Below are 19,477 nucleotides of genomic sequence, written 5' to 3'. Positions count from 1 at the left end.
GACGTCCGTGAAGGTCGGCTGCATCGGGCTCGGCGACATCGCACAGAAGGCCTACCTGCCGGTGCTCGGCGTACGGCCGGGGCTCGAACTGCACCTCCAGACCCGGACCCCGGCCACCCTCCACCGCGTCGCCGACGGCCTGCGCCTCCCGCACGACCGGCGCCACACGGACCTGGACGCGCTGCTCGCCCAGGACCTCGACGCGGCGCTCGTCCACGCCCCCACCACCGCCCATCCCGAGATCGTCACCCGGCTCCTGGAGGCGGGCGTCCCGACGTACGTCGACAAGCCCCTCGCCTACGAACTCGCCGACTCGGAACGGCTGGTGAGCCTCGCGGAGGAGCGGGGCGTCGCCCTGGCGGTGGGCTTCAACCGGCGCTACGCACCCGGATACGTGCAGTGCGCCGAGCATCCGCGCGAGCTGATCCTCATGCAGAAGCACCGCGTCGGACTGCCCGAGGAACCGCGCACGATGATCCTCGACGACTTCATCCACATCGTCGACACCCTGCGCTTCCTGGCGCCGGGACCCGTGGACGACGTGACCGTACGGGCCCGGGTAGAGGACGGGCTGCTGCACCATGTGGTGCTCCAGCTCGCCGGTGACGGATTCACCGCGCTCGGCGTGATGAACCGGCTGAGCGGTTCGGCGGAGGAGATCCTGGAGGTGTCCGGGCAGGACTCCAAGCGGCAGGTGGTCAATCTGGCCGACACGATCGACCACAAGGGCCAGCCGACCGTGCGGCGGCGCGGGGACTGGGTGCCGGTGGCCCGGCAGCGCGGCATCGAACAGGCCGTACTGGCCTTCCTCGACGCCGTCCGGGCGGGAGAGGTGCTCAGCGCTCGGGACGCGCTGGCGACCCATGAACTGTGCGAGCGCGTGGTGACCGCGGTGCAGGAGCGCCCCCTCGCCCTCTGAACGCCCGCACGCCCTCGGTCGCGCACAGCCCGACGAGGATCAGCAGGGCGGCGTGCACCGGCCAGTCGCCGTAGCGGACGTACGGGGTGACGCCGTGACTGAGCGGGACGTCGTACACCACGGCGGTGCTCCGGCCGGTGCCGAGCCAGGAGCCGACGCGCTCGCCGCTCGGGCCGTAGGCGGCGGAGACGCCGGTCAGCGTCGCGTGCACCATGGGGCGGCCGGTCTCCGCGGCGCGCAGCGCGGCCAGCGAGGCGTGCTGCTCCGGCGCCCAACTGTGCTGGAACGTCGAGGTCGAGGACTGGGCGATGAGCAGATCGGCGCCGTCCTTCGCGAGATGGCGGCTCATGTCGGGGAACGCGGACTCGAAGCAGATCATCGGGCCGATACGCAGCCCGTTCCCGACGTTCATCACCACCTGTTCGGTGCCGCGTCGGCGGTTCACCTCGGCCGCCTTGCCGACCGAGGTGGCCCAGCCGAGCACCGACCGCAGCGGTATGTACTCGCCGAACGGGACGAGCCGCATCTTGTCGTAGCGGTCGCCGGTCGGGCCGTGCGGGCCTATGAGCACGGAACTCTTGTATATGCCGGGCAGGTCGGAGCGGCGGGCGTCGACGTTGACAAGGATGTCCGCGTGCGTCTGCCGGGACAGGGCGGCGATCCGGGCCGCGAGGTCGGGGCGGCGCGCGAGGTCGTAGCCGACGCTGCTCTCGCCCCAGACGATCAGGCTCACGTGCTGTCCGGCCAGTTCGCGGGTGAGCCGCTCTTCAAGGGCGAACCGTTTGGTGGCGCTGTCGCGGCCGCCGACGATGCCGGGCTGGACGACCGCGATCCGGGCCCGCCCGTCGATCTCGGGGCGGGGTGACCAGACCCAGGCCGCCGAGGTCGCGACGGCCGCCGTGGCGAGCCCGGCCACCGCGGGGACACGGGCGGCGCGCACCGCCACGAGCACGGTGAGCGCCACGTTCACGGCGACGATCAGGAAGCTCAGCAGCCACACCCCGCCGACGGAGGCCAGCCGCAGCGCGGGCGTCACCTGCCACTGGCTCGATCCGAGCAGCCCCCAGGGGCCGCCGAGCCCCTGCCAGGAGCGGACCAGTTCGACCATCAGCCAGGCCGAGGGCAGGACGAACAGGGCGGCGCCGATCCGCTTCGGCGAGGGTCTGCCGCCCAGGAAGCGCCGCACCAGCCAGCCCCAGGGCGCCCACAACAGGCCGAGCAGCGCCGCGATGACGAACAGGAACACGTGCAGACTCGGCAGCAGCCAGTGGTGCACCGCCACCAGGAAGCCGAAGCCGCCGCACCAGCCGTCGTAGAGGGCGCGTCGGCCGGTGGGCGCGGAGCGGGCGAGCAGGATCCAGGGGATCAGCGCGACGTAGGCGAACCACCACCAGGAGGGCGCCGGGAAGGCGAGCATCGGCAGCGCACCGGCGACCATCGCGGCGGCGCCGCGCCACCAGCGGGAGGCGAGCCAGTCGCTGGGCATCCTCAAGTCGGCGCCTCTCTCCCGGGGTACGTGCCCTTCCAGTGTGCGCGCCGGTGAGGATCTTCGACAGGGCACCTCGGGGAAGGCGATACGGGCCGACCGGCACCGGGCCTCACCCGTGGTGTGCTCAGGCCGCCTTGATCATCTCGCCGCGCTTGGCCGCGGCCCACTCCACGACCAACAGCTCGTACTCCGCGCGCTGCTGGGCCGACAGAGAGCCGCCCGCGCGCAGCCAGAGCGCACGGATCCGTTCGTTCAGATCGTCGGCGGACCGTGCGGAACCAAGGCTCAAGGAATCGGGGGACATGCGGGCAAGCCTAGGGGCAAGCACTGACAGCGCGCTACCGGGCACCTGCGCGCACGGTATGCGCTTGGTCACGATCGGTTCGGTGTCGCGGCATTGGCGTAAGGAGGGTGGACGAACATACGTTCGATGGCGAGGCGGAATGCGAACCCCTTCTGCCTACGGGTGTACCGGGCGCCCGGTGTGGCTCGTCACGGCCAGCTATGGCGTTGGACGAACCATTCCTCAGGGCCGCCTCCGTACCACTCGATCAGGGGCGATTCGATCACGTCCAGGTCGTCCCAGCCTCCGAATCCGGCGCGTTGGAGCAGGACCGCCACATCGTGCAGGCGGTATGCCGTGCCCAGGTCGACGTCGTCGGCCTGGATGGTTCGGCCACCGGTTCCGGTGGGCGCGGACACGATCAGATGGTGCTCGGCCATGCCTCCAGCTTCGCCCCTGGGCACGCGCCCCGCATGTTGAGCCGTTCGGGTGAATACGGTCCGGCCCCGGCCCCTAGCGGCCCGTGAAGTGGTGGCGCTTGCGCCAGGCCACCGCCGCTCCGGCCAGTGCCGGGACCGCGATGAAGCCCATCGCGATCAGGAAGGCGGGCGAGGTCGGCTGCGCGGCGCGGGCGCCCGCGACGGCGTACGCGGCGGTGTTCGGGATCGACCCGAGCGCCGTCGCGAGCAGGAACGCGACCCAGCGCATACGCGAGACCGCCGCGCAGTAGTTGGCCGCCCAGAACGGCACCCCCGGGAACAGCCGGGCCGCCATCATCGAGCGGAACCCGTGCCTGCTCAACTGCCCGTCCGCCGCCTTCAGCCAGCGTCCGCGCAGCAGTGGGCGCAGCGCGTCCTGCCCGAGCAGACGGCCGAGTCCGAAGGCGATCCCGGCCCCGAGCACCGTGCCCGAGAGGGCCGTGCCCGTGCCCAGCTCCGAGCCGAACAGCGCGCCCGCCGCGAGGTTCAGCAGCGGACGCGGTACGAACGCGACCGTGCACACCCCGTACGCCGTCGCGAAGACCAGCGCCGCCGCGACACCTCCGAGCTGCGGCGGCCAGCCATGGGTCAGCAGGCGCTGCGGCTCGAACAGCAGCATGCAGGAGGCGGCCGTGGCGAGCAGCAGCACCAGCAGGGACAGCCGGGACCAGGGCGAGAGCAGCACTCTGGTGCAGCGGTCGGTGAGCCGGAGCGGTGGGGCGACGGCGGTGGCCGACGGGATGGCGAACTCCGTGGCGGCGGCCCGGGGAGAGGCCGCGGCGGTGCCCCCAGAGCGGGTGGTGGCATCGAGCATTCGGTGACAGTAACCGACCGGGGTGTGTGATCGCCGCAGGGCGGGGGCGGTGTGGGCGGGGGGAGGGGTCAAAAACCGTTCGACGCGCGGGGGTTCATCGGCGAGGATCTCACCCATGTTCCGGTACGCCTTCGTTCTCGCAGCATCCGCCGCAGCGGATGCCCCGAAGGCTGCCTTCCCGCTCCTCGTGGCAGCCGTCGACGGCGCCCGAAGCTGACCCTCCCCGGAACGTCCGGCGGACCCCGCAGGGGGAGGGTCGGTACGTCATCGGGGTCCCCGTCCCGGCCGGACTTCCCGCGCCGGGGCCGACATTCGGCACCACCGAACACGCTTCGAGGTACAGCCATGTCCAAGACGGCATACGTGCGCACCAAGCCCCATCTGAACATCGGCACGATGGGTCACGTCGATCACGGCAAGACCACTCTGACCGCCGCCATCACCAAGGTCCTCGCCGAGCGCGGCGCCTCCGCCTTCGTTCCCTTCGACCGGATCGACCGGGCGCCGGAGGAGGCGCGGCGCGGCATCACCATCAACATCGCGCATGTCGAGTACGAGACCGACACCCGGCACTACGCGCATGTGGACATGCCCGGCCACGCCGACTACGTCAAGAACATGGTCACGGGCGCCGCGCAGCTCGACGGGGCGATCCTCGTCGTCTCCGCGCTCGACGGGGTCATGCCGCAGACCGCCGAACACGTGCTGCTCGCCCGGCAGGTGGGCGTCGACCACATCGTCGTCGCCCTGAACAAGGCCGACGCGGGCGACGAGGAGCTCACCGACCTCGTCGAGCTGGAGATCCGCGACCTGCTCACCACGCACGGCTACCCGGGCGAGTCCGCGCCGGTCGTCCGGGTCTCCGGCCTCAAGGCCCTTGAGGGCGACGCCCGTTGGACCGCGGCGATCGACGCGCTGCTCGACGCGGTGGACACATACGTGCCCCTGCCCGAGCGGTACGTCGACGCGCCGTTCCTGCTGCCGGTGGAGAACGTCCTCACCATCACCGGCCGCGGCACGGTCGTCACGGGCGCCGTGGAACGCGGCACGGTCCGCGTCGGCGACCGCGTCGAGGTGCTCGGCGCCGAGGTGGAGAGCGTGGTCACGGGCCTGGAGACCTTCGGCAAGCCCATGCAGGAGGCGCAGGCCGGGGACAATGTGGCGCTGCTGCTGCGCGGGGTACCCCGCGACGCGGTGCGCCGCGGCCACATCGTCGCCGCGCCCGGCAGCCTCGTACCCAGCCGTCGCTTCTCGGCGGAGGTCTACGTCCTGTCGGCGCGCGAGGGCGGCCGTACGACCCCGGTGTCCACCGGCTACCGCCCGCAGTTCTACATCCGCACCGCGGACGTGGTCGGCGACATCGACCTCGGGGAGACGGCGGTCGCCCGGCCCGGCGACACGGTCACGATCACGGTGGAGCTGGGCCGTGAGGTCCCGCTGGAGCCCGGCCTCGGCTTCGCGATCCGCGAGGGCGGCCGGACGGTCGGCGCGGGCACGGTGACGGCCGTGGACTGAACCTGGCGCGCGGGTGCCCACCCGGTGGGGTGGGCGCCCGTGTCCGCGGCGGTCCGGCGGCCCGGCACAATGGACCGGTGACCGAGCCCATACCAGTGACCCGCGCCGTGGACCACGGGACCGCCAAGCTGATGCCCGACGTGGACCGCGAGCGGGCCTGGCTGCTGACGGTCGACGGGGCGCCGCAGTCGTACGTCGATCTGGACGCGCCGACGCATCTGGAGTTCGAGTACACGCAGCGGCTCGGCCATGTACTGGACACGGTGGCCGAACCGGGCCGCGCGCTGGACGTCCTGCACCTCGGCGGGGGCGCGCTCACCCTGCCCCGCTATCTCGCCGCGACCCGGCCGGGCTCGCGCCAGGACGTCGTGGAGGCCGACCGGGGCCTGCTCGACCTCGTCGTGGCCCATCTGCCCCTGCCCGCGGGCGCCGACATCACCCTGCATCCGGCCGACGCCCGCGCCTGGCTGGAAGCCGCGCCGCCCGCCTCCGCCGACATCGTGATCGCGGACGTCTTCGGCGGCTCGCGCGTCCCCGCCCATCTGACGACGGTGGCGTACGCACGCGCCGCCGAGCGGGCGCTGCGCCCGGACGGCGTCTATCTGGCGAACCTCGCGGACGCCGCGCCCTTCACCTTCCTCCGCTCCCAACTCGCCACGTTCGCCGTGGTGTTCGAGGAGCTGGCGCTGATCGCCGAGCCCGCGGTGCTGCGCGGACGCCGCTTCGGCAACGCCGTCCTCGTCGCCGGTCATCGGCCGCTGGACACCGCCGTCCTGGCCCGCCGCGCCGCCGCGGACGCCTTCCCCGCCCGCGTCGAACACGGCGCCGCGCTCCGGGACTTCATACGCGGCGCCGAGCCGGTGCACGACGGCAACGCCGTACCGTCGCCCGAACCGCCGGGCGGGGCCTTCACCATCGGCTGACCGGGCCGGGACGCGTCAAGGCCCCACGAGCCGTGGGGCCTTGACGGGTGACTCACTCTCCGGTGGGGTCTCCGTGGAGCCGCACCGTGCTGAGTATCTTCATGACCGTGTCGTCCGGGACTTCGTCCGTCACGCCCGTGGCCCCGTAGAAGTTCCAGGCGACGAGGTCACCCTTGGAGTTCTTGAAGCCGAACGTGATGGCCTTGCCGTCGCTCGCGCACTTCCCCTTCTGCGGCGTGTTCTTGGAGCGTGCCCAGGCGTACGCGCCCTCGACGCCGGACACGGTCGTGTACGACTTCGCCGTCTTGTCGAAGGTCAGGCTCTTCTTGTCGGGCTGTGTGTAGCCGCCGAACACCCACCAGGGGACGTTCCGTATGGCGGCGTCAGCGGCGTCCTTGGCGCCACTGGAGCCCTTGGTCCCCGCCGTGGCCAGCCGGGTGCTCTCCAGATTGCCGTCCTTGTCCTCGTCGGCCGTGCACCACTTTTCCTTGTAGTAGGCGGGCGCGGACATGGTGATGAGGGGCGGGTCACTGGCCTTGCCGCCGTCCTTCTCGAAACCGATCAGCGTGTCCGGCGACTGGACGGACCAGTCCGGCGGCACATCGAAGGCCGTGCCCCACCGGGGGTTGATGACCGTCTTCCAGCCGTCGATGACCGGCTTGTCGGTGTCGGGGTCGCGCGGGTTCACGGTCGAGGTCGGCGAGGGCTTCGCGCTGTGCGAGGCGCTGGACGTGGCCTTGACGTCCTTGCCGTCGCCGTCCTTGTCCTTGCCGAGTACCAGGAATCCGGTCACACCGGCGGCGACCACCACAGCGGTGGCGGCCACGATCGCGACAAGCTTCGTCCGGTTGCCGCCGCCCCCGCCGCTCGGCGGCTGCGCCGACGTGCCAGGGACCGTCGGCGCGTTCCACTGCTGCTGGCCGGGCTGCTGATAGGGGTTCGGCTGCTGGTATCCCGGCTGCTGATAGGGGTTCGGCTGCTGATACCCCGGCTGCTGATAGGGGTTGTCGTTCTGCGGATTCTGCTCGCCCCCGGGCGGCTGCTGTCCTGGCCACATGGTCGACCAGCCTAGTGCCGCCTGGGACACGTTTCGGTCACCGATCTTCGTCAGGCCGGTACCGGACGGCGGCCACCGGCACTACTCGTCGGTAACATCTTCGGTATGACAGTTGAGAACGCCTCGATGGGCGAGAAGCTGGCCACCGCGGTCCCGATGGTGCGCACCCTGAACCTGGAGTTCGTCGAGGTCACCGCGGAGCGCGCGGTGCTGCGGCTGCCGGACCAGCCGGACTACCACAACCATCTCGGCGGCCCGCACGCGGGCGCCATGTTCACCCTGGCCGAGTCCGCCAGCGGTGCCATCGTCCTGACCGCCTTCGGTGACCAGCTCTCGCGCGCGGTGCCGCTCGCCGTGCGGGCCGAGATCGACTACAAGAAGCTGGCGATGGGGGCCGTCACGGCCACCGCCACCCTGGGCCGCCCGGTCTCCGAGGTCATCGCGGACCTCGACGCGGGCGAGCGGCCGGAGTTCCCGGTGGCCATCGCCCTGCGGCGCGCGGACGGTGCCGTCACCGGCGAGATGACGGTGGTGTGGACCCTGCGGCCCAACGGCTGAGACAGCGGCACAGGCGCCGACACGGCCGCACTGCCCGCGAGTTCGGGGCCGTGCGACCGTGGCGCGCCTGCCGTCCCCGACCGCTCAGCACGTCAACTCGTACACCCGGCAGGCGTGCACGGGGCGCCGGACGTCAGGAAGTCTCCTGCCTGGCCGCGTTCAGTACTTCCAGCGATACGCCGCCGCCACCGACTCGTCGTCCAGTCCGGCCACGGCGGCGATCTCGCCGAGGCGTACGGCGGCCACCGCGTCCGCCAGGACCGGTCCCAACGCGGCGCGGAGCCGCTCGTCCTTGCTGAACTTCCCGACGGCTTCCTCCAGCGACGCCGGCAGGCGGTACGCGCCCCGCGCCACCGCCTCCTCGGCCGTGAACCGCGCCGGATCGCCGGTGATCTCCTCGGGCAGCGGCAGGGACGACTCCACACCGTCGAGCCCGGCGGCGATGAGGCAACCGAGCGCGAGATACGGGTTGGCGGCCAGGTCGACCGGCTTCACCTCCAGATTCGCCGCCCGCGCGGACAGCCCCGCCGTGCCGGTGATGACCCGTACCGAGGCCTCCCGGGTCTCATGACCCCACGCGGTGAACACCCCGGCCCACTGCGAGGGCTTGAGCCGCAGATAGCTCGCCGGGCTCGGCGCGGTCACCGCCGTGAGCGCGGGCAGATGAGCCAGGATCCCGGCCGCGAACGACTCGGCCTCGGCCGTCATGCCGTACCGATACCGGCCCCCCGCATGGAGATTGGCCCCGTCGCGCCAGGCGGAGAGATGGACATGCCCGCCGTTGCCGACGCCCTCCCCGGTGACCGCCGGGCTGAACACGGCCCGCAGCCCATGGCGCTGGGACACCGCCCGGATGGTCTGCCGCACCAGAACGCTCCGGTCCGCGGCGGCGACGGGGTCGAGCGCGCTCACCGAGATCTCGAACTGCCCCGCCGCGTACTCGGGATGGAGCTGGTCGACGTCCACTCCTTGGGCCGCGAGCGTTGTCAGCAACTCGCCCATGTAGTCGCTCAGTTCGGCCTGGCGACCGGCGCCGTAGGCCGGAGCCGTGGTCGCGGGCGCGAACTCGCCCTCCGGCGCGGAGTCCCGCCCGAGCATCCACTCGACCTCGATGGCCGCCTTGAACGTGATGCCATGGTCCCGGGCGGCGTCCGCGACGACATGGCGCAGGAACGTACGGCTGCACGCCGGGTGGCGCTCGCCCTCCTGCGTGATCCGGTCCACCGGGGCCCACGCCCAGCCGGGCTGTCCCGCCAGCACCACGAGGCGGCCGAGGTCCGGGTAGAGACGCAGATCACCGTCCGGCGAGCCGAGCACGTCGGTGGCGACGATCGCGTCGTTCGCCAGGAATGTGTCGAACACCGGTGACATCCCCACGCCCCAGGCGGCGGTCGAGGCGAGCCGGGCCGTCGGGACCGTCTTGACGCGCGTGATGCCCGCGGTGTCGACCCACGCCAGGACGATGCCGTGCACGCCCCGCGCCGAGAGTTCCTCGCCGAGCGCGGTGGCCCGCTCGACATCACCCGGGCGCCCGCCGGGTCGGGGGTCTGCAAGCGCGGTCATGCGTCCTCCTCGGCGGTGGGGCTCGGCCCGAACGGACAGGCGGCAGCGCCGTGTCCGGGCCGTCTCTCCGGGTGAACGAGCGACGCGGCCCATGAGTTGCGTCACAGCGGCGGCGCGCGGGGCACGCGCGGGGCGCGGGCGGAGCGGTCCCGGTCGGCGGGGGCGCGAGCCCGTCGCCCTTGCCGGTCGAACAGGTAGGCTTCCTGGAGTGCGCCCCGAGGGCGTGCGCCTAGACATGGACGCGAAAACGGGGAGGACCGGTAGTGCACGTCCAGGAGTGGCTCGACACGGTACCCGCGGCCCTCGTCTACGCCGTCGTGGGCCTGGTGATCGGTCTGGAGAGCCTGGGCATTCCGCTCCCGGGTGAGATCGTCCTCGTCTCCGCCGCGCTGATGTCCTCCCAGCACGGCGGCATCAACCCCGTGATCCTGGGCGGCTGCGCGAGCCTCGGCGCCGTCGTCGGTGACTCCATCGGCTACGCCATCGGCCGCAAGGGCGGCCGGCCGCTGCTGGCCTGGCTGGGGAAGAAGTTCCCGCGGCACTTCAGTGAGGGCCATGTCGCGACGGCCGAGCGGTCCTTCACCAAGTGGGGCATGTGGGCGGTCTTCTTCGGCCGGTTCGTCGCCCTGCTGCGTATCTTCGCGGGCCCGCTCGCCGGTGTGCTGCGGATGCCGTACTGGAAGTTCCTGATCGCCAACGTCCTCGGCGGCGTCATCTGGGCGGGCGGCACCACCGCGGTCATCTACTACCTCGGTGTGGTCGCCGAGTCCTGGCTCAAGCAGTTCTCGTACCTGGGACTCGTGGCGGCCGTGGTCATCGGCCTCGCCTCGATGCTGATTGTCAAGCGGAAGGCGAAGAAGTCGGCCGCCGAGCGCGAGGCGGCCGAGCCCGAGACCGTCCCGGCCCCGACCGCCGACTGACGTCTCAGGACTCGCGCGCGCCGGACTCGTGCACGCCGCGGTGCGCCCGCGCGAGTTCCGCGTACATCGTTCCGTTCAGCGTGACGCCCTCGCGCTCCTCGGCCGTCAGTTCCCGCCTGACCTTCGCGGGGACACCGGCGACGAGTGAGCCCGGGGGCACGCGCATACCCTGCGGCACCAGCGCCTGGGCGGCGACGAGGGAGCCCGCGCCTATCACCGCGCCGTTGAGGACCGTGGCACCCATCCCGATCAGGCAGTCGTCCTCGACGGTCGCCCCGTGCACGACGGCGTTGTGGCCGATGGAGACCCGCTCCCCGACGGTGACCGGGAAGCTCGGGTCCGCGTGGAGCGTGCAGTTGTCCTGCACATTGCTGTCCGCCCCGACGGTGATCCGTTCCACGTCGCCGCGCAGCACCGCCCCGTACCAGACACTGGCGCCCGCGCGCAGCCTCACATCCCCGATCACCACGGACGTGGGCGCGGTGAACGCCTCCTGGTCCACCTCGGGCTCCCTGCCGCCGATGCCCGTGATCAGTGCCTTGTGCGTCATCACCGTCTCCTCGTGGTCGCTTCGTCCGCCTGGCACCGTACGCCATCGGTGGGGCGAAGATCACAGCCGTACGGGGCCGAGGGCGCACCCCGCGCTGAGTACGGTGAGCGGGTGCCCAGGAGCAGGAACACGTTCTCGTCATGGCGGCGCGCTCTCGCACAGCGCGCCGTTCACGCTGCCTGGGCCTGGGCGCAGCGCACGGGTTCCGTGACCGCGGAGCATCCCGGGCGCCTCCGCTTCGGCGCGATGGGCACCGGTACGCGGCTCGCCTTCCCGCTCGGCACGGTCTTCGGCGAGCCCTGGATCCACCTCGGCGCGCACTGCATCATCGGCGAGCAGGTCACCCTGACCGCCGGTCTGATGCCCGACCTCGACCTCGGCCCGCACCCCATCCTGCGCATCGGCGACGGCGTCGTGCTCGGCCGCGGCAGCCATGTCATCGCCGACACCACGGTCACGATCGGCAGCGACTGCTACTTCGGGCCGTACGTCTACGTGACCTCCACGAACCACTCGTACGACGACCCCCACCAGCCCATCGGCAAGCAGTGGCCGCGGATGGAGCCGGTGGAGATCGGCTCCGGGTGCTGGATAGGGACGGGCGCGGTGATCCTGCCGGGCGCGCGGATCGGGCGGAACGTGGTCGTGGCGGCCGGGGCGGTCGTCCGCGGAGAGGTGCCGGACCACGCGGTGGTGGCCGGGGCCCCGGCCCGGGTCGTACGGCGCTGGACGCCGAAGGACGGCTGGCAGCCGCCGCTGCGGACCCCGGCCCCGGTGCCGATCCCCGACGGGGTCACCCCGGAGCAGTTGCTCGCGCTGTCGGACCTGGACGACGAGGCTGTCTCCCGGCTCGCGGAGCTGGACGCCGAGGCCTGAGCGGTTCCACGCGCCGAGACGCCCGCAGGGGGAGCCGGTCCACCGCTGTAACGTGCGGCCCATGCGCGCACCCATCGGAGACTTCGACCACGCCACACCCGCCCCCGACTGCCTCGACGAGCTGACCCGCCCGGTCGCGGACGCCGTACGGCGGTGGAGCGGCAGCGTGCCCGCCGAGCAGATCGTCTACGTCGACACCAACCCCGAGTGGGCCGACACCTCGGTCTTCCTGGAGCACTACGGCGAGGATCTGCTCGACCGGTCCGCCAACTGCGTCGTGGTGGCGGGGAAGCGGGGCAGCGAGACGACGCTCGCGGCGTGTGTCGTCCTCTCCGGTACGCGGGTCGACGTCAACGGCGCGGTCCGCCGTCAACTGGGCGCCCGTAAGGCCTCGTTCGCGCCGATGGAGAGGGCGACGGGGGAGACCGGCATGGAGTACGGCGGGATCACTCCGCTCGGACTGCCCGCTACGTGGCCGGTGTTGGTGGACCCGTCGGTGATCGACCTGCCTTATGTCGTGGTCGGCAGCGGACGGCGGCGGGGCAAGCTGCTGGTGCCGGGCAAGGCGTTCGCGGAGCTGGCGAACGCGGTGGTGCTGGAGGGGCTGGGCATCTGACGTACCCGGAGGCGTTCCGGGGGGAAACGGCCGTGGGCCAGGACCGAGCGGTCCTGGCCCACGGGCCTTGTGGGGCCCGGCCGTTGACGCGGCCGGATCCCGATGATCAGGCGGCGGACACGGTCTGCGCGACCAGTCCGAGAGCCTTGACCAGACCCTCGACGGCCTCGCTGTCGTCGGCCGGGTGGGTCTCGGCGAAGCGGGTCATCGAGCCGGGGATGGCCAGCTTGGCCTCCTCGACGACGACGGCACCGGCGATGCCCACGGCCTTGCGGGCCTCGTCCTGCGCCCACACGCCGCCGTACTGGCCGAACGCGGTGCCGACGACGGCGACCGGCTTGCCGGAGAGGGCGCCCGCGCCGAACGGACGGGACAGCCAGTCGATCCCGTTCTTCAGGACGGCCGGGATGGTGCCGTTGTACTCGGGCGTGAAGAGCAGCAGGGCGTCGGCCTTGCCGGCGGCGGCGCGCAGCGTGGCGGCGGCCTGCGGAACGCTGCCCTCGACGTCGGTGTCCTCGTTGTAGAAGGGGACCTCGGCGAGCCCCTCGAAGAGCTCCACCTCGACGCCCTCGGGGGCGTGCTTCACGGCGGCCTCGGCGAGCTGACGGTTGTGGGAACCGGCGCGAAGGCTGCCGACGAGCGCGAGGATGCGTACGGACATGGCGAAACTCCCAGAGAGTGTGCGTTGAGAAGCCAAGCGGACCGAGTGAGTCCGTTGAATGTTGTACCACTTTAACCGGACCGAGGTCCACTTCTCACGGAGCATAACCGGACCAGGGTCCGGTTCGCCAGCTTAAGCGGACCTGGGTCCGTTTGTCGCCCCGAGGCGCTACGCTGGCCTCATGATCGAGCCGCTCCCGCCCCTTCCCGCGCCGCAGGACGACCACGGCGGCCGTACCGACCTCGCGCTCATGCCGACCGGCGAGGCGCCCCGGCTGCGCGCCGACGCCGCGCGCAACCGCGCTCGGCTGCTGGAGGTCGCCGCGTGCCTCGCCGCCGAGCGCGGCATCGCGAACGTGACCATGGAGGACATCGCCCAGGGCGCGGGGGTCGGCAAGGGCACGGTCTTCCGGCGCTTCGGTGACCGCACGGGCCTGCTGGCGGAGCTGCTCGGCCACTACGAGCAGCAGCTCCAGACCGCCTTCTTCGCCGGGCCGCCACCGCTCGGGCCCGGCGCGTCCCCGGTGGAGCGCCTGCGCGCCTTCGGCTCCACCGTGATCCGCCATGAGCACGCGCACCGGGACCTCTACCTGGCCGCCCACGCGCAGCCGGGCCGCCGTCGCGCCACGCCGCCGTACCAGTTCCGGCTGGCCCACGTCTCCCTGCTGCTGCGGGAGGCGCGCGTGGACGCCGACATCGAACTCACCGCGCACGCCCTGCTCGGCTATCTGGAGACGGTCCTCGTGGACGACCTGCTCACCCGCCGCGCGATGCCGGTGGAGCGCCTGGAGGCGGGCTGGTGCGACCTGGTCGGCCGCTACACGGAGCGATGTCCCGGCTGACGCGCGCCTCCGGGCTCTTCTTGCCCTGCCCGTTCCCCCGCCTTGGCCCTCTCTTTCCCCAATACCTCTGAAACAGAGCTATCGTCGAAAGCGTGGACCGCGAAATGACTGTGGAGTCGGAGTCAGGGTCGGAGTCGGAGCCGGGATCCGTGGGCTCCGAACGCTTCGCCGACGATCTGGCCGTCGCGCTCGCCGGAGTGCAGCGGCTGATCCGGCGGCGGCTGCGCGGCGGGATGACCGCGCCGCGCCTGCGTGGCGCCGAGGTCGAACTGCTGCGCCTGGTCGTGGCGCGCCCCGGTATCGGGGTGTCGGAAGCCGCCAAGGAGCTGTATCTGGCGGGCAACTCCGTCTCGACGCTGGTCAACCGGCTGGCGCGGGACGGCTATCTGATCCGCGCGACGGACCCGGCCGACCGGCGGGCCGCGCGGCTGCTGCCCACCGAGGCCGCCACCGCACGGCTGCGCGACTGGCGCGAGCGGCGCACCGCACTCGTACGCCGCCAGGTGGCCCGCCTCGACGAGGCGGACCGCGAGGCGCTGGAGGCGGCCCTTCCGGCCCTGCGCAAGCTGGCGGAGAACCTGCACGAGGAGGCCGAGGAGACATGACGGGCAACGCGACATACGACGACGCCCCCGAGACCCGCGCCGTCACCTGCACCGGGCTCGCCTACTCCTTCGCGGAGACCAAGGCGGTCGACGGACTCGACCTGTCCGTCCGCGACGGCGAGGTGTTCGGACTGCTCGGCCCCAACGGCGCGGGCAAGACCACCGCGATCCGCTGTATCACCACGCTCCTCCCCGTCCCGGTGGGCAAGATCCATGTCTTCGGCCATGACGCGGCCCGTGAACGCATGGCCGTGCGGCGCCTGTTGGGCTATGTGCCGCAGCAGCTCTCCGCCGACTCCGGGCTCACCGGGCGGGAGAACGTGGCCCTGTTCGCCCGCGTCTTCGACGTCTCCCGCCGTGAGCGGGCCAAGCGCGTCGAGCAGGCCCTCGCGGCCATGGACCTCACCGCCGCGGCCGACCGGCTCGCCCGTACGTACTCCGGCGGCATGGTGCGCCGACTCGAACTCGCCCAGGCCCTGGTCAGCGCGCCCCGCCTGCTCATCCTCGACGAACCGACCATCGGCCTCGACCCGATCGCCCGCACCAACGTGTGGGAGCACATCAACGCCGTCCGCGCGGCCACCGGCATGACCGTCCTCGTCACCACCCACTACATGGACGAGGCCGACCAGTACTGCGACCGGGTCGCCCTGATGCACCGTGGCCGCGTCCACGCCCTCGGCACCCCTGACGAGCTGCGGCGCGGCCTCGGAGAACGGCTCGGCACCGAAGGCCCGCTGCCCACGCTGGAAGACGTCTTCCGTGACGTCGCCGGCAGCGGACTCGACGACCAGTCAGGAGACTTCCGTGATGTCCGAAGCACCCGTCGCACCGCGTCCCGTGTCGGCTGACCGCGTCCACCCGGTGGACCTCGACCTGCTGGTGACCCCGCCCCGAGCCCGTACCGGCTGGCGGGTGCTGCCCGCACGGGTCCTCGCGATGTGCGCGGTCGAACTCCAGAAGCTGCGCCACGACCGTACCGAGCTGTACACACGGGCGGTCCAGCCCGCGCTCTGGCTGCTGATCTTCGGCGAGACGTTCACCCGCATCCGCGCGATACCCACCGGAGGCATCCCCTACCTGGACTACCTCGCGCCCGGCATCATCGCCCAGTCCGCGATGTTCATCGCCATCTTCTACGGCATCATGATCATCTGGGAGCGGGACGCCGGGATCCTGACGAAGCTGCTGGTGACGCCCACGCCACGCGCGGCGCTCATCACCGGCAAGGCGTTCGCTGCCGGGGTGAAGGCGCTGGTCCAGGCGGTCGTGGTCGTGCTGATCGCGGCGGCGCTCGGGGTGGCGATGACCTGGAACCCGCTCCGGCTCCTCGGGGTGGTGGTGGCGGTCGTCCTCGGCTCCGTCTTCTTCTCCTGCCTGTCCATGACGATCGCGGGTATCGTGCTGACCCGTGACCGGCTGATGGGCATCGGCCAGGCGATCACGATGCCGCTGTTCTTCGGCTCCAACGCCCTCTACCCGGTGTCCGTCATGCCCGGCTGGCTCCAGGCCGTCAGCAAGGTCAACCCGCTGAGCTACCAGGTCGACGCGTTGCGCGGGCTGCTGCTCGGCACGCCGTCCCATCTGCTGCTCGACTTCGCGGTGCTGCCGCTGGCCGCCGCCGCGGGCATCGCCTCGGCGTCGTCGCTGCTGGGGCGGCTGGCTCGCTGATCGGGGGAGGGGAGCGTCTCCTCGAAGAACGTGAGCGCGCGCAGGTGGTACGTCCGGGCGGCCCAGCCCAGGCTGATGTTGTGGCCCGCGTCCGGAAGCCGGTCCACGAGCACCCGGGGCGCGGCGCTCATCAGCCCCACCAGCTCGGCCACGTCCTCGTCGGAGTGGCACCACCAGGCCTCGTGCTCGGCGAAGGTCAGCCGGACCGGCACCCGGACGCGGGGCAGCAGACTCCCGCAGATCCCGGGCCAGTTCGCCGCGTCCTCGGCCTCACGGCGCGGCATCGCCGCCACCACGCTCGAGCCGGCCCAGAAGACACCCGGCGGGTAGAGCTTCAACGGCCCCCAGTTCAGGTGCCGTTGACGCGGGCCCCCGGCCTGTCCCAGCTCGGACAGGTCGGCGGCGAACCGGTGTCCGCAGCCGGAGACGTCCAGCGCGAGCAGGGAGGCGGGCAGGGCGTCGGCGGCCAGGCGCAGGGCGAGCTTGCCGCCGTAGGAGTGCCCGAGCAGCAGGATGCCCGCACCGGTCGCGAACCTCCGGGTGAAGTCCTCGAGCGCCGCGCCGGTCGTGGCCGCCTGCTCGTCGAGCGTCCGCCCCTCGGGGAAGGACAGGGCCGAGGAGCCGTAGCCGGGACGGTCCAGGGCGAGCACGGTGAGGCCCTGGCGCGCGGCCAGGGTGAGCAGGGACAGGTCGGGGTGCGCCTGGCCGTCGAAGTACCCGGCGGTCATGCCTCCGCCGTGCAGCGCGACCACGGTGGCGCGCGGCGGCCCGTCCATCGGCTCGGCGAGCAGTGCGGACAGCGGGATGCCCGCGCCGTCCAGCGTGATCGCCCGCACGCCGGGGGACATCGGTCTGCCCGCCTCCACCCGCTCCCGGGCCTCGGCCGCCCATGCCTCGCGCACCACGCACCCTCTTCCCGCGTCGTCTTCGTCGTCCGGCGTCCAGCTTCGGAGGGGGTGCCGCGCGGCGCAAGACGGACCCCGCTCCGGAACGGCCCCCTCCGTCCCCACGGGCGGTGGCACCCCGCACCGCACCGTTCCTAGACTTGAAGCCGTAGCCCGGCTTCCGGCGGTGTACCCCCTTGCGGGAAGGCGGTGGCCCCCATGCCGTATGTCGCTGTGAGCGCGCTGAGCCATCCGGGGCTGCTGCGCGAGCGGAACGAGGACAGCCTCGTCATCGGGCCATGGACGCTGTGCGCCACCGTGACCGAGAGCCCGCAGACCCTGGTCTTCCCTCTCGGTACGCCCCTCGTGGTTGCCGTCGCCGACGGGCTCGGCGGACAGCCGGGCGGCGATGTGGCCAGTGCCCTGGTCGTACGCCGCCTCGCCTCGACAGGTCCCGCCCTGACGGGCGAGGACACCGTCCACGACGCCCTGAACGCCTGCAACCGCGCCGTGTTCGAGGCCGCCGGAGGCGACCGGACGGCCATGGGGACGACGGTCGCGGGCGCCGTCTTCCTCCCCGGCTCGCTGCTGGCGTTCAACGTGGGGGACAGCCGGGTCTTCGCGGCGTCCCACGACGGGCTGCGCCAGCTCAGTGTCGACGACAGCCCACCGCTCGCCCCCGGACAGCGCACCACGTCCCTGGTCACCCAGTGCCTGGGCGGCACCCCCACCTACCGCGCCGTCCGGCCCCATGTGACGACCGCGCCGCTGTCACCGGGCGACCGCTACCTCGTCTGCACCGACGGTGTGACGGACCCGCTGACGACGGACGTACTCGACGCGGTGCTACGGGAACACGACGACGGCCGGGCGGTCTTCGAGGTGTGGAAGGCCGCCATCGAGGCGGGCGGGCCCGACAACATCACGCTGGCCGTGGTGCGGGTCGGAGGTGAATAGGCGGAGTCTCACGGGGAGTTCGCACCGTCCTCGCCGTCCCGCTCCGCGTCCTGCGGGTAGCCGTACCGTCCCCCCAGCCGTACGAAGCAGGCCGCGGTGACGAAGCGCAGCCGCTCCAGTTCCGGTGCGCGGGTACGGCGTACGAAGCACACCACCTGCTCGTGCCCGCCCGGCCCGATCGGCTGCACGAGGCGTCCGCCCGGCCGGAGTTGCGCGACGAGGGGAGCGGGCACCTCCGGGAACGCGGCCGACACCAGCACCGCGTCGTACGGAGCGCGGTCCGGCACGCCGCCGCTGCCGTCGCCGACCCGCAACTCCACGTTCCGTACGCCCCGGTCCGCGAGGTGGGCGCGTGCCTGTGCGGCGATGTCCGGCCGCATCTCGACGCTGACCACGTCGGCGGCCAGGCGGGCGAGCAGCGCGGTCTGGAAGCCGAGACCGGTACCCACCTCCAGGACGTGCTCGCCGCCGCTCAGCTCAAGGCTCTCGATCATCATGGCGGACAGCGACGGTTGCGTCGTGACCTGCCCCTGCCCGATCGGAACGGGCGCGTCCCGGTAGGCGGCGGCGCCCTGTCCGGCCGGTACGAAGTCCGCCCGGGGCGTCGCCCGTACGGCGTCGAGCAGCCGTTCGTCCCTGATCCCGGCGGCCCGGAGGGCCCGTACGAGATCTTCGGGGGTGCGGGGCAGGGCGTTCACGGGCGGTCCCGTCGGGTGGGGTCAGCCGACGTGCGGGATCTCGGTGCCGAGGCGCGGGATCTCGATGGCGGGGCAGCGGTTCATGACCATCTCCAGTCCTGCGGCACGGGTCCGCTCGTACGCGGCCTCGTCGGTCACACCGAGCTGGAACCACACGGCCTTGACGCCCTTGGCCACGGCCTCGTCGGCGACCGCGCCCGCGAAGTCGCTGTTCACGAAGACGTCCACGACGTCGACGTCGAAGGGGATGGCGGCGAGCGAGGGGTAGCCCTGCTCCCCGTGCACCGTCTCGGCCTTGGGGTGGACGGGGACGATCCGCTTGCCGTAGCGGCGCAGGACGTCCGCGACTCCGTAGGCCGCGCGCCGCTCGTTCGAGGAGAGGCCGACGATCGCCCAGGTGTCACCGAGGTCCTCGAGGATCTTCCGGACCGTCGCCGTCTCGCTGTGCATGGCTGTGCCTCCACGGGGTCGTGATGTCGCTGTTGGGGGAACGGCCATCGGCCGCGTGCCATTCCCGTACGGCGGTTCCCGACGCTCCCGCCATCCCCGCACCGGCGTTCCCGCGCTGTCGTCCATGGCTTCCCCGGCAGGCTTACAT

The 19,477-nt window shown here is 72.2% G+C and carries 22 protein-coding genes and 1 pseudogene; 12 read left to right on the top strand and 11 right to left on the bottom strand.

Annotated elements, in window-relative coordinates; all coding sequences use genetic code 11:
• The first annotated feature begins 7 nt into the window (after positions 1-7).
• On the top strand, positions 8-919 hold the full coding sequence (locus ACZ60T_RS05655) for a Gfo/Idh/MocA family protein (protein WP_469664650.1): 912 nt from the start codon (positions 8-10) through the stop codon (positions 917-919).
• Here ACZ60T_RS05655 and lnt read toward each other — a convergent pair.
• The 4 genes from lnt to ACZ60T_RS05635 all read right to left on the bottom strand — a co-directional run bounded on the left by lnt (position 837) and on the right by ACZ60T_RS05635 (position 3,984).
• Positions 837-2,405 (bottom strand): apolipoprotein N-acyltransferase, encoded by a 1,569-nt coding sequence (lnt, locus tag ACZ60T_RS05650; protein ID WP_469664648.1) that lies wholly within the window; start codon positions 2,403-2,405, stop codon positions 837-839. The genes ACZ60T_RS05655 and lnt overlap by 83 nt on opposite strands.
• 127 nt (positions 2,406-2,532) lie before the next feature.
• Positions 2,533-2,712, bottom strand: a complete 180-nt coding sequence (locus ACZ60T_RS05645; protein WP_252423939.1) for a hypothetical protein — start codon at positions 2,710-2,712, stop codon at positions 2,533-2,535.
• Positions 2,713-2,900: 188 nt separating this feature from the next.
• Positions 2,901-3,131: a hypothetical protein gene (locus ACZ60T_RS05640; RefSeq protein ID WP_365629857.1), complete on the bottom strand. Its 231-nt coding sequence runs from the start codon at positions 3,129-3,131 to the stop codon at positions 2,901-2,903.
• Positions 3,132-3,204: 73 nt separating this feature from the next.
• Positions 3,205-3,984, bottom strand: coding sequence for a TVP38/TMEM64 family protein (locus ACZ60T_RS05635; RefSeq protein WP_365629854.1), 780 nt, complete (start codon positions 3,982-3,984; stop codon positions 3,205-3,207).
• Positions 3,985-4,329: 345 nt separating this feature from the next.
• Between ACZ60T_RS05635 and tuf the strand changes: the two genes are divergently transcribed.
• Together tuf and ACZ60T_RS05625 are read left to right on the top strand one after the other, a co-directional pair.
• Entirely contained in the window at positions 4,330-5,499 is a 1,170-nt protein-coding gene (gene tuf / locus ACZ60T_RS05630; RefSeq protein ID WP_365629851.1) for an elongation factor Tu, read from the top strand.
• Positions 5,500-5,576: 77 nt separating this feature from the next.
• Positions 5,577-6,422: a spermidine synthase gene (locus ACZ60T_RS05625; protein ID WP_365629848.1), complete on the top strand. Its 846-nt coding sequence runs from the start codon at positions 5,577-5,579 to the stop codon at positions 6,420-6,422.
• Between the two features lie 52 nt (positions 6,423-6,474).
• On the opposite strand, the gene ACZ60T_RS05620 is transcribed toward ACZ60T_RS05625, so the two are convergent.
• Entirely contained in the window at positions 6,475-7,479 is a 1,005-nt protein-coding gene (locus tag ACZ60T_RS05620) for a DUF8017 domain-containing protein (protein ID WP_365629845.1), read from the bottom strand.
• Positions 7,480-7,584: 105 nt separating this feature from the next.
• Between ACZ60T_RS05620 and ACZ60T_RS05615 the strand changes: the two genes are divergently transcribed.
• Positions 7,585-8,037 (top strand): DUF4442 domain-containing protein, encoded by a 453-nt coding sequence (locus tag ACZ60T_RS05615; protein WP_469664644.1) that lies wholly within the window; start codon positions 7,585-7,587, stop codon positions 8,035-8,037.
• Between the two features lie 159 nt (positions 8,038-8,196).
• Here ACZ60T_RS05615 and ACZ60T_RS05610 read toward each other — a convergent pair whose 3' ends face one another.
• Positions 8,197-9,600: a glutamine synthetase family protein gene (locus ACZ60T_RS05610; protein ID WP_469664642.1), complete on the bottom strand. Its 1,404-nt coding sequence runs from the start codon at positions 9,598-9,600 to the stop codon at positions 8,197-8,199.
• A gap of 263 nt (positions 9,601-9,863) precedes the next feature.
• Between ACZ60T_RS05610 and ACZ60T_RS05605 the strand changes: the two genes are divergently transcribed.
• Positions 9,864-10,520 (top strand): DedA family protein, encoded by a 657-nt coding sequence (locus ACZ60T_RS05605; RefSeq protein WP_469664641.1) that lies wholly within the window; start codon positions 9,864-9,866, stop codon positions 10,518-10,520.
• Positions 10,521-10,524: 4 nt separating this feature from the next.
• Here ACZ60T_RS05605 and ACZ60T_RS05600 read toward each other — a convergent pair whose 3' ends face one another.
• On the bottom strand, positions 10,525-11,070 hold the full coding sequence (locus ACZ60T_RS05600) for a gamma carbonic anhydrase family protein (RefSeq protein WP_469664639.1): 546 nt from the start codon (positions 11,068-11,070) through the stop codon (positions 10,525-10,527).
• A 111-nt stretch (positions 11,071-11,181) separates the two neighbouring features.
• Between ACZ60T_RS05600 and ACZ60T_RS05595 the strand changes: the two genes are divergently transcribed.
• Positions 11,182-11,946, top strand: a complete 765-nt coding sequence (locus tag ACZ60T_RS05595; RefSeq protein WP_365629830.1) for an acyltransferase — start codon at positions 11,182-11,184, stop codon at positions 11,944-11,946.
• A 61-nt stretch (positions 11,947-12,007) separates the two neighbouring features.
• Positions 12,008-12,562, top strand: coding sequence for a YbaK/EbsC family protein (locus ACZ60T_RS05590; protein WP_469664637.1), 555 nt, complete (start codon positions 12,008-12,010; stop codon positions 12,560-12,562).
• A gap of 106 nt (positions 12,563-12,668) precedes the next feature.
• Here the strand turns inward: ACZ60T_RS05590 and ACZ60T_RS05585 are convergent, their stop codons facing one another.
• Positions 12,669-13,223 (bottom strand): NAD(P)H-dependent oxidoreductase, encoded by a 555-nt coding sequence (locus ACZ60T_RS05585; RefSeq protein WP_365629824.1) that lies wholly within the window; start codon positions 13,221-13,223, stop codon positions 12,669-12,671.
• 181 nt (positions 13,224-13,404) lie between these two features.
• Here ACZ60T_RS05585 and ACZ60T_RS05580 point away from each other — a divergent pair, with 181 nt between their 5' ends.
• The 4 genes from ACZ60T_RS05580 to ACZ60T_RS05565 all read left to right on the top strand — a co-directional run bounded on the left by ACZ60T_RS05580 (position 13,405) and on the right by ACZ60T_RS05565 (position 16,340).
• A complete protein-coding gene (locus ACZ60T_RS05580) occupies positions 13,405-14,064 on the top strand; it encodes a TetR/AcrR family transcriptional regulator (protein ID WP_469664635.1) in 660 nt (219 codons plus the stop codon).
• A gap of 104 nt (positions 14,065-14,168) precedes the next feature.
• The gene (locus ACZ60T_RS05575) at positions 14,169-14,669 is read left to right on the top strand and encodes a MarR family winged helix-turn-helix transcriptional regulator (RefSeq protein WP_469664633.1); all 501 of its coding nucleotides are present in this window, start codon (positions 14,169-14,171) and stop codon (positions 14,667-14,669) included.
• Positions 14,666-15,520, top strand: a complete 855-nt coding sequence (locus tag ACZ60T_RS05570; protein ID WP_469664631.1) for an ABC transporter ATP-binding protein — start codon at positions 14,666-14,668, stop codon at positions 15,518-15,520. Before ACZ60T_RS05575 ends, ACZ60T_RS05570 begins: the two co-directional genes overlap by 4 nt.
• Positions 15,480-16,340: an ABC transporter permease gene (locus ACZ60T_RS05565; RefSeq protein WP_469664628.1), complete on the top strand. Its 861-nt coding sequence runs from the start codon at positions 15,480-15,482 to the stop codon at positions 16,338-16,340. Before ACZ60T_RS05570 ends, ACZ60T_RS05565 begins: the two co-directional genes overlap by 41 nt.
• Here the strand turns inward: ACZ60T_RS05565 and ACZ60T_RS05560 are convergent.
• Positions 16,286-17,188: pseudogene (locus tag ACZ60T_RS05560) on the bottom strand (alpha/beta hydrolase); the annotation flags it as partial. The gene ACZ60T_RS05565 and the pseudogene ACZ60T_RS05560 sit on opposite strands and share 55 nt — an antisense overlap.
• Before the next feature lie 255 nt (positions 17,189-17,443).
• Between ACZ60T_RS05560 and ACZ60T_RS05555 the strand changes: the two are divergent.
• Positions 17,444-18,181: a PP2C family protein-serine/threonine phosphatase gene (locus ACZ60T_RS05555; protein WP_469664626.1), complete on the top strand. Its 738-nt coding sequence runs from the start codon at positions 17,444-17,446 to the stop codon at positions 18,179-18,181.
• A gap of 8 nt (positions 18,182-18,189) precedes the next feature.
• Here ACZ60T_RS05555 and ACZ60T_RS05550 read toward each other — a convergent pair whose 3' ends face one another.
• Both ACZ60T_RS05550 and ACZ60T_RS05545 read right to left on the bottom strand, forming a co-directional pair.
• Entirely contained in the window at positions 18,190-18,879 is a 690-nt protein-coding gene (locus ACZ60T_RS05550; protein ID WP_469664624.1) for a protein-L-isoaspartate(D-aspartate) O-methyltransferase, read from the bottom strand.
• 21 nt (positions 18,880-18,900) lie between these two features.
• Positions 18,901-19,329: a CoA-binding protein gene (locus ACZ60T_RS05545; protein ID WP_469664622.1), complete on the bottom strand. Its 429-nt coding sequence runs from the start codon at positions 19,327-19,329 to the stop codon at positions 18,901-18,903.
• Positions 19,330-19,477: the final 148 nt, after the last annotated feature.

The organism is Streptomyces sp. NPDC104371 (assembly GCF_055583785.1).
The sequence above is the reverse complement of the archived record's forward strand: the minus strand, read 5'-3'. Positions and strand labels throughout refer to the sequence as shown.